At 72.6% G+C, this 20,656-nt stretch carries 12 protein-coding genes and 1 pseudogene; 8 read left to right on the top strand and 5 right to left on the bottom strand.

Annotated elements, in window-relative coordinates; genetic code table 11:
- Positions 1 to 101 precede the first annotated feature (101 nt).
- Positions 102 to 641, top strand: a pseudogene (locus IE274_RS20240) (MFS transporter); the annotation flags it as partial.
- A gap of 61 nt (positions 642 to 702) precedes the next feature.
- Here IE274_RS20240 and IE274_RS20235 read toward each other — a convergent pair.
- Both IE274_RS20235 and IE274_RS20230 read right to left on the bottom strand, forming a co-directional pair.
- Positions 703 to 1,224: a GNAT family N-acetyltransferase gene (locus tag IE274_RS20235; protein WP_190117230.1), complete on the bottom strand. Its 522-nt coding sequence runs from the start codon at positions 1,222 to 1,224 to the stop codon at positions 703 to 705.
- A gap of 80 nt (positions 1,225 to 1,304) precedes the next feature.
- Positions 1,305 to 2,714, bottom strand: coding sequence for a S41 family peptidase (locus IE274_RS20230; RefSeq protein WP_372447104.1), 1,410 nt, complete (start codon positions 2,712 to 2,714; stop codon positions 1,305 to 1,307).
- A 671-nt stretch (positions 2,715 to 3,385) separates the two neighbouring features.
- Here IE274_RS20230 and IE274_RS20225 point away from each other — a divergent pair.
- The gene (locus tag IE274_RS20225; RefSeq protein WP_190117229.1) at positions 3,386 to 4,384 is read left to right on the top strand and encodes a CAP domain-containing protein; all 999 of its coding nucleotides are present in this window, start codon (positions 3,386 to 3,388) and stop codon (positions 4,382 to 4,384) included.
- Between the two features lie 136 nt (positions 4,385 to 4,520).
- Here IE274_RS20225 and fxsT read toward each other — a convergent pair whose 3' ends face one another.
- On the bottom strand, positions 4,521 to 7,043 hold the full coding sequence (fxsT, locus tag IE274_RS20220) for an FxSxx-COOH system tetratricopeptide repeat protein (protein ID WP_190117228.1): 2,523 nt from the start codon (positions 7,041 to 7,043) through the stop codon (positions 4,521 to 4,523).
- Between the two features lie 321 nt (positions 7,044 to 7,364).
- Between fxsT and IE274_RS20215 the strand changes: the two genes are divergently transcribed.
- Positions 7,365 to 7,892: a hypothetical protein gene (locus tag IE274_RS20215; protein WP_198897833.1), complete on the top strand. Its 528-nt coding sequence runs from the start codon at positions 7,365 to 7,367 to the stop codon at positions 7,890 to 7,892.
- 91 nt (positions 7,893 to 7,983) lie between these two features.
- Here IE274_RS20215 and gap read toward each other — a convergent pair whose 3' ends face one another.
- Entirely contained in the window at positions 7,984 to 8,988 is a 1,005-nt protein-coding gene (gene gap, locus IE274_RS20210) for a type I glyceraldehyde-3-phosphate dehydrogenase (RefSeq protein WP_190117227.1), read from the bottom strand.
- A gap of 113 nt (positions 8,989 to 9,101) precedes the next feature.
- Here gap and IE274_RS20205 point away from each other — a divergent pair, with 113 nt between their 5' ends.
- The 5 genes from IE274_RS20205 to IE274_RS20185 all read left to right on the top strand — a co-directional run bounded on the left by IE274_RS20205 (position 9,102) and on the right by IE274_RS20185 (position 19,573).
- Positions 9,102 to 9,575, top strand: a complete 474-nt coding sequence (locus tag IE274_RS20205; protein ID WP_229909679.1) for a MarR family winged helix-turn-helix transcriptional regulator — start codon at positions 9,102 to 9,104, stop codon at positions 9,573 to 9,575.
- Positions 9,576 to 10,289: 714 nt separating this feature from the next.
- Positions 10,290 to 14,063, top strand: a complete 3,774-nt coding sequence (locus IE274_RS20200) for a hypothetical protein (protein WP_190117226.1) — start codon at positions 10,290 to 10,292, stop codon at positions 14,061 to 14,063.
- A gap of 2 nt (positions 14,064 to 14,065) precedes the next feature.
- The gene (locus tag IE274_RS20195; RefSeq protein ID WP_190117225.1) at positions 14,066 to 18,202 is read left to right on the top strand and encodes a P-loop NTPase family protein; all 4,137 of its coding nucleotides are present in this window, start codon (positions 14,066 to 14,068) and stop codon (positions 18,200 to 18,202) included.
- Positions 18,203 to 18,211: 9 nt separating this feature from the next.
- On the top strand, positions 18,212 to 19,057 hold the full coding sequence (locus IE274_RS20190) for a chymotrypsin family serine protease (protein WP_190117224.1): 846 nt from the start codon (positions 18,212 to 18,214) through the stop codon (positions 19,055 to 19,057).
- 111 nt (positions 19,058 to 19,168) lie between these two features.
- Positions 19,169 to 19,573 carry an ATP-binding protein gene (locus IE274_RS20185; RefSeq protein ID WP_229909678.1) on the top strand — a complete coding sequence of 135 codons (405 nt, stop codon included), beginning with the start codon at positions 19,169 to 19,171 and terminating at the stop codon, positions 19,571 to 19,573.
- A gap of 154 nt (positions 19,574 to 19,727) precedes the next feature.
- Here IE274_RS20185 and IE274_RS20180 read toward each other — a convergent pair whose 3' ends face one another.
- Positions 19,728 to 20,606 (bottom strand): RNA polymerase sigma factor SigF, encoded by an 879-nt coding sequence (locus IE274_RS20180; protein ID WP_229909677.1) that lies wholly within the window; start codon positions 20,604 to 20,606, stop codon positions 19,728 to 19,730.
- Between the last annotated feature and the right edge of the window lie 50 nt (positions 20,607 to 20,656).

The raw sequence follows: 20,656 nt of genomic DNA, 5'->3' as shown, positions 1-20,656 counted from the left end.
CTCAGTCGGTGGCCCGCCCCCCGACGAGTGGACCGCCTCGGCAGCGCGCCGGGGCGGTCAGCCTTTGGTCGGGGTCGGGGTCGGGGCCCGCTTCAAGCCGCCTCGGCATCACGGGCGCCACGCTGATGCCGTCGACGCTGGCGCTGATCAGCAACATGTTCAAGGACCCGCGGCAGCGCGGGGTGGTCATCAGCGTGTGGGTCACCTGCTTCTCCGTGGGCATCGCCGTCGGCCCGGTCCTCGGCGGTGTGCTCCTGGAGTGGTTCTGGTGGGGTGCGGTGTTCCTGCTGGGCGTGCCCGTCATGGCCGTACTGCTGGTGGCCGCGCCGCTGCTGCTGCCCCGCCCTCCCCGACGACGCCGCGCACGCGGCCCGCGACACCCTCGCCAACGCGGACGCCGCAGCCCGCGAACTCCCCGACCCCCTGGGCCGGCAGCTGCTCGAACCCGCCCGGATGCCTTCACCGGCGGCCTCAACGTCGCCGCCGGGGTCGCGGGCGCCGTCGTGGCGGTGCTCGCGGTGGCGGCGATGGTGCTGCTGCGGCAGGTGCGGACGGGCTTCGAAGAGGACGCCGAGGGCGGGGCGGCCGAGACGTCCGGCGGGGCCCCGGAGGCAGGGGTCCCCGAGACCGGGAGCCGCTGACGACGGCCCGGCGGGGCGGGGTGGCGGACGGCGAAGCACGCGCCGTCCGCCGCCCCGCCCTTCAGCTCCCCTCCAGAGCCAGATGGAACCGCGTGCAGTCCGCGAACTCCGCCACCCGCTCGAAGCCGAGGCGCCCGAGCAGCGCCACGCTCCGCTCGTTCCCGCGCGTCACCCCGGCGTAGATGTCCGTCGCCGCGAGCTCGTGTGCCGCGTATCCGTACAGCGCCGCGCACGCGGCCGTGGCGCGGCCCGCGCCCTGGTGGGCCTCGTCGAGCCAGTAGCCGGTGCCGTAGCGCGGCGGGTCGACGGCGATGAGGTCGACGCGGCCGATCAGTTCGCCGCCGAGCCGGATGCCGTAGCGCAGATCGGGGGCGGGGTCGGCCGCCAGTTGGCCGCGCGCCCAGGCGGGGGTGGCGCGGCTCTCCGCCCGGTAGTCGCCGAGGCGGCTCAGGTGCTGTCGGTTGCGGTCCAGGAGCGCGTAGTACGCGTCGGCGTCGTCGACGGTCAGCTCCCGGAGCACCAGGTCCGGCAGCTCGGTGGGGAGGTCGGGAGCCCGGTCCCGGGGCGTCGCGGATACCGTCATGCGCCGAACGTACGGGGGCGCGGGCGCGGGGCTCAACGGAATTGCGGGGCACGCTCGCGAGGCCCCAGGTCGGACAGGCCCTAACTCCCCAGGATCTCGCGGGCCTTGTCGAAGGCCGAGTCCCGGTTCTTCTCGAACTCCTCGTCCGTGAAGACCGGTTCGGTCAGGTGCGGGGGAATTCCGGGGCCGTCGAAGGTGGTCCCGGACCGCGTCAGGAGCTCCTCGTTCGGCAGCCACGTCCCCATGCCGCCGAACGGCAGCCTGCGCGGGAGGATGTCCGAGAACACGCCCTGTGTGGGCTGCCCGATCCGCACGGTCGAGCCGGGCCGGTCGATCAGGGCCTGAGTGAAGGTCTCGCCCGCGCTGACCGTCGACCCGCCGGTGAGCACGGCGACGGGGCCGGTGTAGCGCGGTGCCTCGGCGGGCGTGACGTGGAGGGGCTGCGGGCGGGTGTGCCGGGCGGGGTCGGCGGGGTCGTTGCGGGCCCGCTTGGTGTACGCGACGTAGCCGCTGTCGGTGAGGCGTCCGGCGACGCGCAGGCCCAGCTCGTCCGAGCCGCCGCCGTTGATCCGCAGGTCGATGATGAGGCCGCGCAGGTCCCGTGTGCGCTCCTTGGTGAAGACGATGCCCAGTGCCCGGTCCAGTTCGGCGAGCTGCGCGCTGTGCGGGGCGCCGTCGGCCGCGTACCCGCCGAACCCGGAGATCCGCAGATAGCCCTGGCCGCCGGGCAGGTCGGCGTACGTGATGCGCCCGTTGGCGAAGTCCTGTACGTGCTCGGCCCCCTTCAGGTCGCGCGCCAGCACGAACTTCTTGACCCGGGCGTCCAGTTCCTCGGAGGGCGGCACCGTTCCGGACCGGCCCCGGTTGAAGAACTGGTCGCCGTAGCCGACCCCCACGTGCATGTCCTCGAGCGGGCCGACCATCTTGGAGAAGAGCGCGAGCAACTCCTCGCGGGTGGTGTCGGCGTGCACCTGGGGCCGGTACCGGTCCCGCGTCGCGTGCCAGTCGACGCCCCGGGCGGCGAAGAACGGATAGTTCTCCTCGTACGTCTGCCAGAAGGTGTCGAAGGCGGCCACGGGGCCCTCCGGTGCCGGTCGCGTGCAGGTGGCGGGGAGCTTCCCGACACGCCGCAGGTCCCGGTGGCCCACAGAGCCGTCCAGACTCATGGTCGCCCGGCCGGGGCCCGGCACCGAGCGCACGGTCAGGACGCTGCCGAACTCCGTGGTGTACTCCCCGGGGCCCGTCCGCTTCGCGACGTCGCCCTTGAGGCAGCTCACGGCCGTGGTCTCGTACCCCTGAAGCACTCCGTCGCGAATCGACCACACCGTTCCATAGCCATCCGTACGCCACAAACCGGATGTCGGTGGCTCCGCTCTGGCCGCTGCCGGTGAGGTCTTCGCTGGCGCGACCGCTGTCGCCGCTCCCGCGGTGAGGGCCGAACCCGCCGTGAGAGCAAAGGTCGTCACCACAGCCGTCGTCGCCATTCGCATGCGCATACCTCCCGTTTCAGCGGTACCCCTCCGTCGAGATCATGTCCCGGGCCGCTCACCCGAAAAACGTGACCCGGCTCTCAAAGCCTTCGTCCGGCTTTCTGTTATCGACCCCCAGCGCGCAGGATCTCCCACACAGCGGGGGCACACAGGAACCAGGACAGGAGGAGCGTGATGGAGCAGGAGCGGCGGCACCCCGAGCAGGTGGACGGCAGGGAGCCGACCGCGCCGGCCATCGTCGCCGGGACCGGGAACCCGCGGGCACGGCACGACCCGGCCGCGCCGTGGGACGGCAGGCCGTCGGCGCTGCGGCGCAAGCACCCGCGCGTGCGCCGCGCGCACGGGGCACGGAGTGCTCCGCACTCCCGCGGAGGGCCTCCCGACCGGCCTCGCACTCGTACGGCCGCTGACGGCGGGCACCATCCCCCTGACCGATCCGACCGATCCGACCGACCCCGGCGCGACCGCCCCTGCGGCACGCGCGCAGCAGCTCCAGCACCCACGGCACCCACGGCACCCAGCCCACCCGACACGCCGAGCACCTGCCCCGCGCCCGGCCCACCGACCCCGCCCCGCACCGGGACCACGGCGTCCCGTCCCCCGACCACGCCGACCGGCTCGTACCCCCGTCCGCATCCCGTTCCGACCACACCGAGGCGTTCCCCCACACCATGAACCCACAAGATCCGGCAGACCCGCTGTCCCACCCGCACCCCGCCGACCCCACGGCGCCCGGCGGCCCCTACCCCCACCACCCCGACCCGTACGCGTACGACCCGAGCACCGGCCCGGGGCAGGCGTACCCCTCGCGGTACGGCGCCAACGCGCACCTCGCCGACGGCGTCACGTCGATATCCCCGCCCGGATCCGGCACCCCTGGTTCCCGTGCCGAGCTGCGTCAGCGGCGCACCACGCGCCGGCGTCGGCAGGCGATCGCGGCGGGCGCGGGCATCGCGGCGATCGCGGCGCTGACCGCCGTCATGCAGTGGGGCACGGACGGCTCCGACACCCCGGAGAAGACCGCGGCCGCGGCCATGGAGACGGACGAGTCCACGCCGTCGAGCGAGGCGCCGTCGCCCACGCCGGAGGCGGAGAAGTCCAAGTCCGCGAAGCCATCGAAGTCCGCCGAGCCGAAGAAGTCCGAGTCGGCGAAGCCCTCGAAGAAGTCCGCGAAGACACCGGCGGCCGAGCCTGCGAAGCCGAAGCCCCCGGCGCCCCCGAAGACGAGCCGTCCGACCCCGACACCGACACCGACGCCCAAGGCCCCCTCGGATGCGGGCTCGGCTTCCGGCTCGACCGCCCAGCAGGTCCTCACCCTGGTCAACGCCGAACGCCAGCAGGCCGGTTGCCGCCCGCTGACCAACAACAGCAAGCTCGCCACGGCGGCGCAGCGGCACTCCGCCGACATGAAGGCCCGCAACTACTTCTCGCACACCTCCCCCGACGGCACCGACCCGGGCCAACGCATCACCGCGGCGGGCTACCGGTGGAGCACCTACGGCGAGAACATCGCCCGCGGCCAGCAGACCGCCAAGTCGGTGATGACCTCCTGGATGAACAGCGAGGGCCACCGCGCGAACATCCTCAACTGCTCCTTCAAGGAGCTGGGGGTGGGCATCGTGAAGGGCTCCGGCGGACCGTGGTGGACGCAGAACTTCGGCGCACGGTAGGCGAATGCCCGCGGCCGGGCGCCGACCAGGCGTCCTCGGCGGGCGGTGACCACCGGGCCTCGGCGCCGGGTGGTCACCGGCCGTCGGCCGCCGCGACACCGGCTCGGCACCGCCCCTGGCCGTGGCCGGTGCGCGATCAGTAGCCGGTGACGTCGGCGGCTTCGACGTCCCGGCCGCCCGCGCAGCGCCGCTGGGCGAGGCCCAGGTTCCGGCGGCTCGTGGCCACCCGCGGATGGTCGGGGCCGAGCGTGCGGCAGCGGGCGACGAGCACCGCCTCGTTCTCGGCCCTGGCCTCGTCCGCCCGGCCCTGGTCGAGGAGGATCGCGGCGTGGTTGCTGCGGCTGGTGAGCGTGTCGGGGTGGTCCTCGCCGAGTACGCGGGCCCGTGCTCGCAGGACCGCGTCGCTCTCGCACTCGGCCTCGGCGAGGCGGCCCAGGTCCCGCAGCGCCACGGCGAGGTTGCTGCGGGAACCGAGGGTGTCCGGGTGGTCCGGGCCGAGCAGCCTGGTGCGGTCGGCGAGGACGGCGCGGCCCTCGGACTCGGCCTCCGCGGCACGGCCCTGTTCGCGCAGGATCCAGGCCAGGTCGCTGTGGATGGTGAGGGTGTCGGGGTGGTCGGCGCCGCAGACGCGGCGGCTGGCTCTCAGCACCTCCCGGCATTCGGCCTCGGCCTCGTCGAAGCGTCTCAGGTCCTTCAGCACCCAGGCGAAGTTCGCCCGGCTGCGCAGGGTGTCCGGGGCGTCGGCGCCCAGCACCTCGCGCCGGGCGAACAGGGTGTTGCGGTGCTCGACCTCCGACTCCTGCCATTTGCCCTGCGCGTACAGGACCTCGGCGAGGTTGTTGCGGCTGCGCAGCGTGTCGGGGTTCAGCGGGCCGAGCGCTTCCTGCCTGATCCTGAGCGTGGTGCGGTGTTCGGCCTCCGACTCGCGCCACCTGCCCTGGGCGTAGAGCACTTCGGCGAGGTTGTTCCGGCTGCGCAGGGTGTCCACGTGCCGGTCGCCGAGCACCTCCGCGCTGACGGCGAGCACCACGCGGGCCAGGTCGTGTGCGGCCGCGTAGCTCCCGGCGGTCCGCAGCCCCTCCACGGCCTTCATCGCGCCGGGGAGGAGGTCGGCCGAGGCGGGGCGCGGCAGGGTCCGGCTCGCCAGCACCGACGTGAAGTGCGGTGCCACGAGGATCCACCAGGGCGCCTCGGCGGGGTCGTCCCCGGCACGCTCCCGGCAGACGTCGGTGAGGAGGTGGGCCACCAGCGCCAAGGTGTCGCGGTGGGCGTCGTCGGCGCGCATCCGGTGCCGGTTGACGTCGACCAGCAGGGGGTGGACGAACAGGCACGGTACGGGGGCCGTGCCCGGCTGGGAGGCGCGGTAGACGGTGAGGGAGACGAGTCCGAGGGCCGCGAGGCCCGCGAGGACGTCCTGCGTCTCGGCCTCGGCGGTGACCACGGTCCGCCCCCGCGCCGGGCCTGCGGGTACCAGTCGGTGGCGGCTCCCGGGGCGGCCGCGGCCGAGCACCCGGCGGCGGCGCAGCACGGACGGTTCGAGCAGGGCGACCGGGACCGGCGCGGCGGCGAACGCGGTGATCAGGCGGAGCAGCGGCCGGGCGGCGGGCAGTCCGCGCGCGGCCAGCAGGTCCAGGGACAACTCCCAGGTCGCGGTGACCACTTCCTGCGGCCGGGCACCGGCGACGTCGGCGGGGAAGAGCTGGCCGAACCTGGTCTCCAGGGCGTCGGCGTAGGCGGCGAAGGAGGAGACGCCGTCGAGTGCGGCCCGGGTGGAGGCCAGGTACCGGCCCGCGGCGCGCAGGCCCAGCGGCAGTCCGCCGAGCCGCCGGGAGAGGACGGCCGCCGCTTCGGCGTCCCCGGCCTCCGCGCCCGCGTCGTCGAGGAGCACCTGTGCGCCGTCGGCTTCGGTGAGGGGCTCGACGGCGTGCAGGACCGCGCCGTCGCCCCACAGGAGGGGGTCGCCCTGACGGCTGGTCACCAGGACGAGGCCGCTGAGCGAGCCCCGGATGACGCCGTTGCCGTCCCGGATCGGTACGTCGGTCGTGGTCAGTGCCTCGGGGGCGTCCACGTTGTCGAAGACGAGCACCCAGCCGGACGCGTCGTCCAGGAGCGCCCAGACCAGGTCGAGCAGGCGTTGCGTGCTCAGCCGCGCCTGGTCGATCCGCCCGTCGTCCGCTCCGAGTCCCCGGGCCAGGGCGATCAGCGCGGTGTCGAGCGCGGCGCCGTCGGGGACGCGCAGCCACCAGGTCGGCAGGCCGCGGGCGCGGGCCCGGGCGCAGGTCTCCAGGGCGATGGCGGTCTTGCCGCAGCCGCCGAGTCCGTACAGCACATGGAAGCAGCCGTCGGGTGCGGTGGTCAGCCGGGCGAGTTGGCCCACGGTGAGGTGCCGTCCGCGGATGCGGCGCGGCCGCAGTCCCCAGGGCGGCACCAGGGAGCCCGTGACGGGGCCGCCGGGCGGAGGGGGCTCCGGGAGCGGGTCCGCGCGCCGGACCTCAAGGACGGTCCAGCAGACGACGGTCGCCACGAGGAAGCACAGCACCAGCCAGTTCCACGAGCTGGTGAGGAGGTTGACGGCCGCGCCCGCGAGGACCTGGGCGCCCACCACGGCCGACATCGCCAGTCGGCCGTTCCAGCGGCGTGCGTCACCGGACCCGGCCATGTCCGGTCCGCAATCCGGTCGGATGACGCGCGCCGAACAGGCCGCCGACCGCGCCCGTTTCGGCGCCGTCGGGCGCGGTGGCGAGCCCGGCTCCGTTGGGCCCAGCCCCACCGGGCCGGACCGGGTACATGGTCATGGACGCCCCCCAGCCGCGCATCGGAGCCCGCTCCCCGACGCGCCGGGCACCGTGCCGCCAGCCCATTGTGCCCGGTTCCCGACGTCACGGATGTCGCATTCTCACCCTTGGAGAAAATCTGAAGAACGTGAAGAATCCGTGTCCGTCCCGGCATGTAACTCGTGTGACATCCGTGAGGAGAAGCCTTGCGTCCGATCAAGTTGGCCCTGTCCCTCGGCGGCGCCGCCCTGTTGGTGGCCGCCGGCGCCGCGAGCCCCGCCGCGGCCGCGCCGGACAACAACGGAAAGGCGATGACCTGGACGCTGTTGGCCGACGGCCCCAGCGGCACGGTTCAGGTGGGCGGCGGCCCGCTCAGCAACGCGTACACCGGCGACACGGCCGTCACCACCGCCCTGCCGGTGCTGTGCCTGAAGATCGACAACAGTTCCGCCCCCACGGGCATCACCCCCAGTTTCTACGCCGGTTGGGCCCGCGGCACCGTCGCCGCGAGCAGTCCCCTCCGCGGCACCCGCCTGACCAGCCGCGCCGTCGCCGACGGCGTCTGCGCGAACTCCTTCGGCGCGGGCTGGCGGATGGCCGAGTTCCACGACGGCCGGTACGGCCCGAACCTGGAGAGCTCCGGTGGCTGGAGCTACTGGGCCAAGGGCGACGTGCCCGCGGGCACCCGCTTCTGGACGGCGATCAACGACCAGCCCGCCAACCCCTGGAACTGAACGACCCGCACGGAGCCGCTCCGGTCCGCTGCCCCCAGCGGCGGGCCGGAGCCCGTTCTCGTCCGCGGACCGCCAGGCACCCGCAGAGCGGTCAGAGTCGGCCGCCCACCAGCAGCGCCAGGTCGACCAGCCGGTTCGCGTACCCCCACTCGTTGTCGTACCAGCCGACCACCTTCACCTGCGGGCCCAGGACGCGCGTGAGCCCGGCGTCGAAGACACAGGAGGCGGGGTCGCCCGCGATGTCGGTGCTGACGAGCGGGGCTCTGCTGGCGGAGAGCAGGCCCTTGAGGGGGCCCGCGGCGGCTTCGGCGTACGCGGCGTTGATCTCCTCGACCGTGGTGGCGCGCGCGGACGTGACGGTCAGGTCGGTGACCGAACCGGTGGGGACGGGCACCCGCAGCGCGAACGCGTCGAGGCGGCCCTGGAGTTCGGGGAGGACCAGGCCGATGGCCTTGGCGGCGCCGCTGGAGGTGGGGATGATGTTGAGGGCCGCCGCGCGGGCCCGGCGCGGGTCCTTGTGCGGGGCGTCCTGGAGGTTCTGGTCCTGGGTGTAGGCGTGGACGGTGGTCATCATCCCGGATTCGATGCCGACGGCGTCGTGCAGCACCTTGGCCAGTACGGCGAGGCAGTTGGTGGTGCAGGAGGCGTTCGACAGGACGGTGTGGCGCTCGGGGTCGTACGCGTCCTCGTTCACGCCGAGCACGACCGTCACGTCCTCGCCGTCGGCCGGGGCGGCGATGATGACCTTCTTCGCGCCGCCGTCGACGTGCGCCCGCGCCTTCGCCGCGTCGGTGAACACGCCGGTGGACTCGATCACCACGTCCACGCCCAGATCTCCCCAGGCCAACGCGGCGGGGTCGCGTTCGGCCAGGACCCGCACGGCCGCGTCACCGACACGGATCACGCCGGGCTCCGCGGCGACCGCACCGGGGTAGCGGCCCAGCACCGAGTCGTACGCGAGCAGATGGGCCATGGTGGCCACGTCACCGAGGTCGTTGACGGCGACGATCTCCAGATCCGCGCCGCGCGCGGCCGCCGCCCGGAAGACATTGCGGCCGATCCGGCCGAAGCCGTTGATGCCTATGCGCACAGTCATGGGGCTGTCCCTTTCTTGCGTCTACGAGGCGTGCGGCGTCCCTCGCGGCAGAGCTCGGGGCGCCGACGAGAACATCATAAGCAACTTAATTAAGTGTGCGATATATTTTTGGAGTGGACGACAGCATGAAGAACACCGCGGGAAGCGGCGCCGACGGCGGCCTGGACGTGGACGCCTTCACCTCGGCGCTCGAGAACTTCAACCGCTTCTACATCCGCCTGCCGATGCTGGAGAAGCTGCCCTTCACCACGCTGTCGGTCCTGGACACCCTCGCCTTCGGGGACGGCCCGATGCGCCTGAGCGACCTGGCCCGCACCGAACAGGTCAGCCAGCCCGGCATCACCCAGCTCGTCACCCGCCTCGAACGCGACGGCCTGGTGGAGCGCCGCCCCGACCCGAGCGACGGCCGCGCCGTCCTCGTCCACATCACCGAGGCGGGCCGCAGCATCGGCCGGTCCCGGCACGCGGACCGGACCCGCCACCTCGCGCCCCTGATCGCCCAATTGACCCCGGAGCAGCGGCAGTCCATCGCCGAGGCCCTGCCCGCCCTGGCCCGGCTGGCCGAACTCGGGCGCGCCCAGCGCTGATTAGGCCGCACCTGGCGGTGTCCGCGCCCGCGCTCGGCGGGCGCGGACAACCGCATCCGGCGGGCGTTGACGACCGCACCCGGCGACCGCACCGGGGACCTCGCCAAACGACCGCACACCGTCGGAACCCAGCCAATCCGCAAGTTCACCCGATGGGGTGACATGCGAGGCCAGCTGTAGACATGCGCCCCGTGGTGTCAGGGAGCCTGGGATTGACCCGTAACGGGGAGGGGGCAGACATGTGGCAAGCGGTTGCCGAACGCGGCGGGACACGGCTCGTCCGTGCCGCGCACGCGCTGCCGGTCGCCCCGGTGCCCGGGTGCCCGACGTCCCCGGTCGCACGCATTCCGCACCGCGCGAGTCGGCCGAAACCGGCGGAGACGATAGCCCCGCGCGTGCGATAGAAAGCGTGTTGCAGAAAAGGGAACCACCCGTCACAGGGCCGGTCCTCCCGCACGGGACCCGCCTCACCTCACGTCCGCTCCGGCGGCCTCCCACTCACCACGCGTCCGCGCACCCGCATGACCGTGCCCGTCATCGCGGCTCCGCGCCCGCACGTCTCACCGCGGTACGGCAGTCGGCACCTTCGCCGTCCCCCTGAGACAGCTCTCCGACCACGTCCGTCGCACGTTCCCAGCCCGACACCTGGTTCAAGTGGGCCCCGGCCCGGCCGACGTCCCACGTCCCATGTCCCATGTCCCACGGGGGAATCGCATGTCCGTGCCACCGTCACCCCAGCCCTATCGGCTCCTGCGCGCCACCGACCTGCTCGACCTTCACTTCCTCTTCCAGGGGCTCCGGCTGGACCGCCCCCTCATCGGGCCCCGCCGCCTGATCCGCAAGGACCCCGCCCAACCGGCCTACCTCGTCGTCACGTTCGGCCCCCAGCACGTCGCCGAACAGGCCTTCTTCGAGGTGAGCCCCGGCATCCCCGAACCCGAGCCACCGAACGCCCCGGCCGCACCAGGCACACCGGACGCATCGGGCACACCGACCGCCGCGCCCCCGCCCGGTGGCAGCGAGCCGCACAAGCCGCCGCCCGTCGCGTCGCGCATCGGCGGCCGCAGCGTGCTCGTCTTCACCGTCGGCGCCCAGGACGTCATCCCGTACACGGAATCCGGGCTGCTCACCGCCATGCGGACGCTCCCCCTGCGGGTCGTGGACGCCGCACGGGAACCCGCGATGGCGGCAGGGCTGCGGCAGGCCGTGGCCAGTCGGCCCGACGACGTCTTCCAGGCGCTGCGGCTGGCCCGGACCGTGGCGGAACTCTCCGCGCGGCACGGCCCGGACGGCCCCGTCGCCGCAGGACTCCGCAGCGCGCCCACCCCGGCGGAGCCGCCCGGGCAGCCCGCCGTCGGAGCCGCCGCCGGCCCCGGCCCCGAGAACCCCCTGGCCGACCCCGCCAACCCGCGTACCGGCATCGAACTCCCCTACCGGCTGCTCCTCTCCCCGCCGCAGACGGCGACCTGGACGCACAGCACCGAACTCCCCGACCCCGACGGCCGCATCGAGCTGTGGCACACCCGGATGCCGGCGGGCCCCGCCCGCGCCATCTGGACGCGCGACACCGGCTTCAACCCCGCCGACCCGCATCCGCTGGACGGCCCGAGCGAATTCACGATGGCGCTGACCAGCGGCGATCGTTCCTCCGTGGTGCATCTGAGCTCCAACACCAACCTGTCGGGCGGCTTCGCTCCCCGACCCGTGCAGGTCGACAACCTCATCCTGTCGTCCCTCGGCGGCTGGCTCGACTCCCTCGGCACCTGGGAGCGCCCGCCCGTCGGATTCGACGTCACCCAGTGGCGGCACCGCGCCTCCATGGGCCGCGACCACTACGTACGCGTCATGTACCGGGGGCGGCTCTTCCCCTTCGGCCACCTCGCCGACCTGGTCAAGGTCACCGAGCGGAAGTTCGACCACGACCGCCCGGACAACGCGGCCTACCTCAACCAGCGGTTCTTCATCATGGTCCGCGAGCCGGTGCGCGCCTACGGCTCCCCGGCGGACAACGACGACCAGAAGCGGCTGCGCAGACTCTTCCCCTTCACCAGCGTCCGGCTGCTCACCCTGGTCACGCCCGACCTGCTGCCGCCCACGCCGATCCCCGGCCTGTCCCCGGTCGGCGGCGACCCCCACCACAAGCTCGCCTTCTTCCCGGTGACGCTGACGGAGGACCCGTTCCGGTTCCAGGTGAGCATGGTCGACGTCGACGGGCGCGTCCTCGAATTCGCCACGCCCATGGCGTTCGTGGGCCAGCGGGTGCACGGCAACGCCGCCGACGTCGAGACGATCATCCGGCACTATCACGGGCTGATCGACGACGCGCGGCGGCCGGAGCCACCGGACCTGGCAAGCGCCGATGTCCGCCGGGTCGTCGCGGACGTACGCGGCCAGTCCGTCGCGTACGCGCCGAGCCACAAGCCCGACGACACGACGCTGTCCACCGCCCAGATCGTCTGGGACGCCGTCACCACGCCGTCGATCCTCGCCCTCGACCCCACCGACCACCCCCGCTTCCTGCCGACGGTGCGCTGGGCGCGGGCCGTCATCCCCGCGCTGAGCCAGTTCACCACCGGCTCCGGCGGCGACCAGACGCAGTCGGTGTTCCATCCCGAGCCGTACGTGACCAACGCCTTCACCGAGGCGAACAAGGCACAGCTGTTCATCGAGCTGGCGCGGCCCGTCGACCTGACCTTCAGCAACGGTGGCCAGACGGCGGGGGCGCTCGCCCAGCCCAACTTCCCGGTGGCGGGGCTCTCCCGGCGCACCGGGCCGGTCGCCGCGACCCCCGCCCCTCCCCCCGGCGCCGAGGCGGGCGCCGCGCCCGCCGTCGACAAGTGGGCCAAGCTCGCCCAGGGCCGGTTCAACCCGCTGGACTACTTCTCCGCGCTGTCCGGGGCGAAGCTGTTCGGGATGTTCCCGCTCACCGAGATCATGAGCGAGATCGGTCTGGACAACCTGAAGGCGCCGAACTTCTTCACGGCGACGGTCAACGCGGTCACGGGCTTCCTCAACGACCTGCGCGGGCTGCGCGATCTGCTCACCTCGGTCGAGGAGCAGTTCCCGGAGATCGCCGACCAGGTCATCCGCGTGACGGACGCCGCGGCGCTGTTCGCGGAGACCCTCGTCGCGTTCATCACCAGCCATCTGGAACAGGACCCCGACCCGATCCCCATCCGCGAGGTGGAGAACGCCTTCAACGCGTTCTCCGAGGCGCTGACCGCGCTGCGCGTCGCCCTGCCCGCCGCCGTGGACACCGGCGTACGGCAGTTGCTGACCCGCATCGCCGAGCAGGCCGCCACCTGGGACAACGCCGTCGGTCAGGCGCTCGCGCTGAAGAAGGCGATCGAAGCCGCCGCCCTCGGCGCGAAGCTGCCGGACGTCGTCAACTCCCGCCTGGAGTGGCAGCCCGACATCAAGCCGTGGACGCCGAACAAGCCGACACCCACCGACCCCGAGCACGCCGTGTTCTGGCCGTTCGGCAAGCTGACGCTGGTCGCCGACCTGCGCGGCTCGCTGCGCCCGGACGTGCCCCAGGCCGCGGACGTCTCCTGCACGCTGGACAAGTTCCAGCTGCGCATGGTGCCCGACTTCGACGCCATCGTGCTGTCCTTCGACCGGATCCGGTTCAGCATGCGCGCCGGGCAGAAGCCCGACGTCGAGGTGAAGTTCGGCGGCATCGACTTCGTGGGGAACCTGGCGTTCGTCCAGACCCTGCGCAACATCATCCCGCTCGACGGCTTCAGCGACCCGCCTGCCCTCACCGTCGACGGTTCGGGCATCCACGCGAACTTCTCGATGCAGCTCCCGAATGCCGCCGTCGGCGTCTTCAGCCTGGAGAACCTCTCCCTGAACGCCGCGCTCTCGGTGCCGTTCATCGGGGACACGCCGCTGCAGGCCGGGTTCTCCTTCTGCCGTCGCGAGGCGCCGTTCCGGCTGACCGTGTCGATGCTGGGCGGCGGCGGCTACTTCGGGATCGTGCTGAGCCCCAAGGAGATCGCCGTCCTGGACGTCGCCCTGGAGTTCGGGGCCGCCGTGTCCATGAACTTCGGCGTGGCCAGCGGCAGCCTGTCGGTGATGGCCGGCATCTACTTCCGGCTCGAACTGACCGGCGGCCCCGGCTCCCCCCGGAACAAGGTCAAGCTCGTCGGCTATCTGCGGGCGCGCGGCGAGGTCGACGTCCTCGGCATCGTCTCGGCGTCCATCGAGCTGTATCTGGAACTGGGCTACGAGGACGGCTACGCGGTCGGCCGGGCCAGCCTGACCATCAGCATCGAGATCGGCTTCTTCGAGACGTCGGTGACGATCCGCTGCGAGAAGCAGTTCGCCGGGAGCAGCGCGTCCTTCGCGCTCGCCGGTGCGGCGGCCGCCCCGGCCATCGCCCCGCCGACGTTCACCGATCTGATGTCCCCGTACACGGACCCGGTGACCGGAGCCCGCGTCGACCCCGTCTTCGACTACTGCACGGCCTTCGCGGAGGTGGCCTGACCATGGACAGCATCCGATGGACGGTGCTCCCGGACGGCGTGGTGGAGGGCGACGCGGTACGGCTGTCCGTCCTCGTCAGCCCCAGCCTGACCGGGATCGACCAGCTCGACGGCTCCGCGTACTTCGTGAACTGGCCGGAGAAACTCGCCCGGCTGCTGCCCGCCCTGTGGCTGGAGTTCGACAGCCCGCAGGGCACCGTCGTCAAGCAGTGGCAGCCCACCGGCCGCTATCCGGCGGCCGACTCGACGCTGTGGACGACCCTGTTCACACCCACCACCTTCGTCCGGCGGCCGCAGGCGCCGTCCACGTTCGCGGCGGCCGGGCGCCGCACGCTGCGGTCGTATCCGGGCAAGCTCGTGCACGACGAGGTGACCGGGGTGTACGAGGCAGTCGCGGTGTCCACGACCCGGTCCAGGCTCAGCGCGGAGTGGGCCCGCGAGGAGCGGATGCTGTGCGAGGAGCCGCCCACGGACCACCGCGGCTGGGAGCTCCCGTCGAAGTACCGCATGGCGGACATCATCTCGTCCCAGGTCCTGGAACTGGGCCGGAAGGTGGAGACCGGGTTCGCGGCCGTGGAGGAGGCACTCGAACCCCACGGTGACGGCCCGCGGTCCGCCGCGGCGCCCGAGCACGAGCCCCGCTTCATGGACCGGACGAGCGACGTGTACACCGACGAGGAGAAGCGGCGGATGCTGCCCCTCGCGGAGGCCGCCCGCTTCTACGAACGCGGCAAGGAACCCGCCGGGTTCGCCGAGGAGCCGCCGCACCGGGTGGACTTCCACGAGGCGTGCGGCCTCATCGGCGACTACCCGGAGCTGCAGCGCCGGTTCGGTCTCGTCGTCGACCTGCGCTTCACGATGCCTTCGGGGGTGGCCGACGGGGCGAAGGTCCGGGTGCTGTTCGACGAGAGCCTCACCGGCGACGCCCAGCTCAACACCCCGGGCCGACGCCCCTGGACGAAGATCCGGTTCGTCCGCGGCAGCGTCTTCGAAGCGGCCGAGGAGACCCCGGGGGCGCTCACCGGCCGGGTCCTGAACCTGGGCGATCCCGAGTCCTGGCACCTCACGGAACTCGACGTGGACGGCGCGGCCCTCAAGCACCTCGACTACGCCGCCTCCATCGACACCCTGCACGACAGCGACCTGCCCACCGGCATCGGCTCGGTCGCCCAGGAGGTGACGGGCACCGGCACCCCCGCCGCCCGGGGCTCCGGCATCACGCTGCTGCACACCGACCGGGACCGGCAGCTGGCCGGGCTGATCGGCGCCGACCTGCGCCGTCGCACGTCCGCCGCGGACGTCGACCTGACCGCCGAGAACCTGGTGCGCGGCTATCGGGTGGACATCGGCGCCGTCGACCCGGCCACCGGCCTGGTGACGCAGTGGCGGTCGCTGCTGCGGCGCCGGGGCCGCTACGTGATCCGGCGGCCGGGGCAGCCGCCCGTCGAGATCCAGGTCCGCCCCGACGAGGGCACCGTACGGGCGAGCGTGGTCACCACGGACGGTGCCGACGACCGGCAGCTCTACGGACACCAGGCCGTGTTCGGCTGGCACGGCTGGAGCCTCGCGGCGCCCCGTCCGGGCCGCACCATCGGCCTGGACGACGCGCCTCAGGAGCCGAAGCCGCCGGTCTCCCCGGATGTGCCGCTGGACACCAAGTTCACCGCCGAGCCGGGCTCCCTGCCCGCGCTGCGCTACGGCCGGACGTACCGGATGCGGGCGCGGGTCGTCGACCTCGCGGGCAACGGCCTCGACCACACGGCCGGTACGCCGGACGCCGTGCAGTCGGACGCGATCACGTACGGCCGCTGGGAGCCGGTGCCGCAACCGGTGGTGCTCCCGCTGCTTCCGTTCAACGAGGGCGAGTCCACCGAACGGCTCGTCATCCGCAGCACCGTGACCGACGACGGCCGGGAGATCTCCACCGACGAGTACGTCCTGCGGCGCTCGGACGTCCCCGACCACGAGCCGCACTCCGACGTGGACGGCCTGGACCGGCAGTACAAGGCGATCGCCGAACGCCATCTGGCGCCGCCCAAGACCGCCCTGCAGATGGCCGAGGAGCACGGCGTGTTCGACGCCGCCTTCGGCGCGGGCAAGCCCGATCGGCTGCGCAAGGAGTACTACACCGTGGCCTCCCGCGAGTCCGGGTCCTTCCTGGACACCGTGGTGCGCGACCCCGAGTGGCCGTACCGGGAGCACGATCTGCTGCGCGAGGACAGCATCCACATCGCCAAGCACGACGTGCACGACCCGCTGCCCGTCACGCCGTTGCCGCTCGCCCGGCGCGGTGCGGGGCTGCGGCAGGGCGAGTTCGTGGTGCACGACTCCGACCAGCTGATCCTGCCCTACCTCCCGGACGTCCTCGCCGAGGGCGTGATGCTGCGCGGCCTGCCCGGCGACCGGGAGAACCGCAAGATCCCCTTCCCCGGGCCGTGGCCGCAGGCGAAGCCGTTCAAGCTGCGCATCCTGGAGGGCACGGGCGAGCCACACTGGCACGACGGCCTGATCGAACGGGTCCTTGAGGTGTTCCTGCCCAAGGCTGAGATCGCCAAGGTCCGGCTGAGCTGCTATCTCGACGCGGCGAAGCTGCCCCTGCTGCGGCAGTGGAACCTGCTGACCGGGTCGCGGTTCTGGACGGACCTGCCGGAGCGGGACAAGACCTTCGTGACGCGGGCCAGTGCCGACGGCGAGAACTGGATGCTCACGCCCTGGGTCGAACTGACCCTGGTGCACGCGGTGGAGAAGCCCGTGCACCCGCCCGAGCTGAGCGACCTGGGATCCGTCCGCGAGGCCGAGCAGACGGCCGCCCGGCTCACCGGCCGGCTCACCAGCCACGCGGAGAGCAGCGGCCATGTCGAGCTGGACGCGCACTGGAGCGAGTGGCTGGACGACGTCACCCAGACCGCGCCCAGCCGCATCGACGGCCACACGCACCTGGAGGACATCACCCTGGAGTACACCGACGACGTGGAACAGGTCCGCCGCACGCACGAGTTCGGCGACACCCGGCACCGCAACGTCCGCTACACGCCGACCGCCGTCACCCGCTTCCGCGAGTACTTCCACCCCAGCATCACGCAGGACCGGAACAAGGTCATCCGCGTCGGCCCGACGAACGCCGCGCTGCCGGTGCCCAGTTCCCGCAGGCCGGAGCCGCCGGTCGTGGCGTACATCGTGCCAACGTTCCGCCGCGAGCGGACCGTCGACCACCAGCGGCTCACAGTCACCCAACGGCGCGCCTCGGCCGGGCTGCGGGTCTATCTGAACCGTCCCTGGTTCTCCTCGGGCGACGACGAGATGCTCGCCGTGGTCCTCGACCCGGGCACCGGCCTCAAGGACCACCTCGCCACCCGCTGGGGCATCGACCCCGTCTGGTCCGGCACCCCGCCGCTGCCGAGGCCGACGGCCGCGCACTTCCCGAACGCGGAGCGGCGGCCCACCGGACTGCGCCTCGCCGAATCGCCGGACAGCGCGCCCGTCCTGGTCGACGCGGTGGCCTTCACGCCGAAGTTCCACAAGGAGCGGCAGCTCTGGTACGTGGACATCGATGTGGACTTCGGCGCGGGCGCCGGTGCGGCGGCGTACTTCCCGTATCTGCGGCTCGCCCTGGCTCGGTACCAGCCGTACTCGGTCGATCCGCTGCACCTGTCGAAGGTGGAGCTCGCGGAGTTCGCGCAGGTCGTCCCGCCCCGCACCCTCACCGGTCACCGGGAGGGCGAGCGCCTCGACATCAAACTGACGGGCCCCGCGACGGTCAACGAACTCGGCGAGATCAGCGGCACCGGCACCGCCGCGGCCGCGGCGAGCCGCCGCGTCGTGGTGACCCTGCAGAGCAGGGCGAGCCTCGGCGAGGACGACATGGACTGGAAGCAGGCCACAGCCCCGGTGGACCTCGCCTGCCGGGCCGAGGGGGGCGGCTTCGTCTGGAGCGGCGGCCCCGCCGCGACCGGCGGTCAGCTGCTGACGCTCTACCGACTGCTCGTGCAGGAGTACGAGCTGTACCGCACCGACAAGGACACCGCCACGGACACCGTCACCGTGAACGGCCGGCCCGTGTCCGCGGCCCGCCGCCTGGTGCACGCCGACTACTTCGGCCTGACCGTCGGCCTGCTCGGCCGACTCGACTTCGAACTCTAGGAGACCAGGATGCGCAGACAGGCGCTCACGGCCTGCGTGGCCGCACTGGTGCTGGCCCTCGCCTGGTCGACACCCACATCGGGCGCGCCCGCGAGCCGGGCCAACGACCCGCAGCCGCACCGCGGCGGTGCCGACCTCGTCGTCCACCGCAGCAACGGCGACTACGGCTGTACGTCGGGGTTCACGGTGCGCCAGTGGGACGGCGGCAAGCGCGCCATGGTCACGGCCGGACACTGCTCCAACGCCGTGACCGGGGTGAAGGCGACGTCCGGCCAGTACGCGTACGGCTCGTTCCTCAAGGCCGCCTTCGAGGAGAAGGCGGACCTCGGGCTGCTCACCGGCACGGCGGACAGTCCGCAGACGTACGCGCCCACCCTCTGGACGGACGGCGGCCCGGCCGGTTCACCGGTCGCCCGCCGGGTGCTCGGCAAGGTCGACGCTCCGGCCCGGGGGTCCAGCGTGTGTATCAGCGGGAACATCACGAAGCTGGTGTGCGACATCACGGTCCAGCACCTCAGCGACGGCGTGGAGTGCGAGGAGAATCCGCCGAAGCGGTGCACCAAGGGGCTCGTCCGCGCGGTGAAGGGCGGCCAGAAGATCTCGGACTTCGGCGACTCGGGAGCGCCGGTGTTCGTACCGATCGACACGGTGATCGACGGACACCCGGTGCACGGCGCGTTGCTCGTCGGGCTGTTCGTCGCCGGTGGCAAACAGAACCCGACAGGGCCGGACGACATGGTCCTCTTCCACACCGTGAAGCAGGTCGAGTGCTTCCTGCGGGTCCAGGTACTGACGTCGCAGGAGGCGGACTCGGGCAACACGACCCCACCGACGCCCCGGTCCGACTGCGGCTAGCCCCACCCCTCGCGTCGTCCACTGTCGGCCACTTGGGTGAAACCCGCGTACCGGCCCCGGATCCGGGCAAGCGAACGGTGTCCAGGGGCCGCAGAGCGACGGGAGGTTGCCGTGGTGCAGTCCCCAGGGAAGCAGCGGGTGTGCCGGGAGTGGAGGCGGGACGCGCCGACGTCGGCGGCGCAAGCCCGTGCGCTGGCACGGGACTTCATGACAGCCGCCGGATACGACGACGAGAGACACCGCGAGGCCGTCCTGCTCGTCGTGTCCGAGCTGGTGACCAACGCCCTGCGGCACGCCCGCGGGGTGACGGGCCTCCGCCTCAGCCACCACCCCCGAGGCCTCACCGTCTCGGTCCACGACGCCGGCGACCGGCCACCCCGCCCCCGCCCCCTCGAACCGGACCGCCCCGGCGGCTTCGGCCTGCACCTGGTGCGGGGCCTCACCGAGGGCGTGGAGGTGGAGTGGCGCGCCGGCGGCAAGAACGTGTGGGCGACGGTGCCGCAGCCGGGGGGCTGACGAGGGGTGGGACCCGACCCGGCTGTGCCGCTGCCCCCGCGCGTCCGGCTGCGGGGGCAGCGGCAGGGAGCTCACCTCCGAACTCCCGGGAGCAGCCCGGCCGGGAACTCGCCTCGGGCCGGGTTTCCCGGATGAGCGGGAGGTATGCGGCGGGTCAGACTCCGGCAGGGACCAGGCCCGCGCGCAGGCGGCTGAGGATGCGCTTGAGGAGGCGGGACACCTGCATCTGGGAGACGCCGAGCTGCTCGCCGATCTCGGCCTGGGTGAGTTCCTCCACGAAGCGCATGTGGATGATCTCCCGGTCACGGTCGGAGAGTGCGCCGATGAGAGGGGCGAGGCTGTTGAAGTCCTCGACGAGTTCGTACGCGGCGTCCTCCTCGCCGATGAAGTCGGCGAGGGCCGCCTCGCCGTCGTCGCTGCCGCCGCCCATGAGCAGCGCGGCGTTGAGGGACGTGGAGGTGTAGCCGTTGGAGGCCTTGCGGGCCTCGATGACCTCTTCCTCGGACAGGGACATCAGCTCGGCCAGCTCGGCCGTGGTCGGGTCCCGGTCGAGGCGGGTCGCCAACTCCTCGGTGGCCTTGACCAGTTCGATGCGGGCTTCCTGGAGGCGGCGCGGGACGTGCACGGCCCAGCTCGTGTCGCGGAAGAAGCGCTTTATCTCGCCGACGATGTACGGCACGGCGAAGGTGGCGAACTCCACCTCGCGCGACAGGTCGAACCGGTCGATGGCCTTGATCAGGCCGATCGTGCCGACCTGGACGATGTCCTCCATGTCGTCGCCGCGGCCCCGGTAGCGCGAGGCGGCGTAGCGCACGAGCGAGAGGTTCATTTCGATCAGCGTGTTCCGCACGTACTGGTAGTCCCACGTGCCCTCTTCGAGGACGGCGAGGCGGTCGAAGAACTGCCGGGAGAGAACGCGCGCGTTGTGCGGCTCCACGGTCGACGGTGCTTCGATCAGTGGCAGTTCTCCCTCCACGCAGGCCTCGGCCCTCGTCGACCGGATCCCGGACACTGTCGGCCTGCGTGCACCCATCGCGGCAGCCACACCATCCACCCTTCTCTCGACGGCACCCCGTGTCACGT

The organism is Streptomyces flavofungini (assembly GCF_014650815.1).
Classification (GTDB): Bacteria; Actinomycetota; Actinomycetes; order Streptomycetales; family Streptomycetaceae; genus Streptomyces; species Streptomyces flavofungini.
This window is presented reverse-complemented; position numbering and strand designations above follow the sequence as displayed.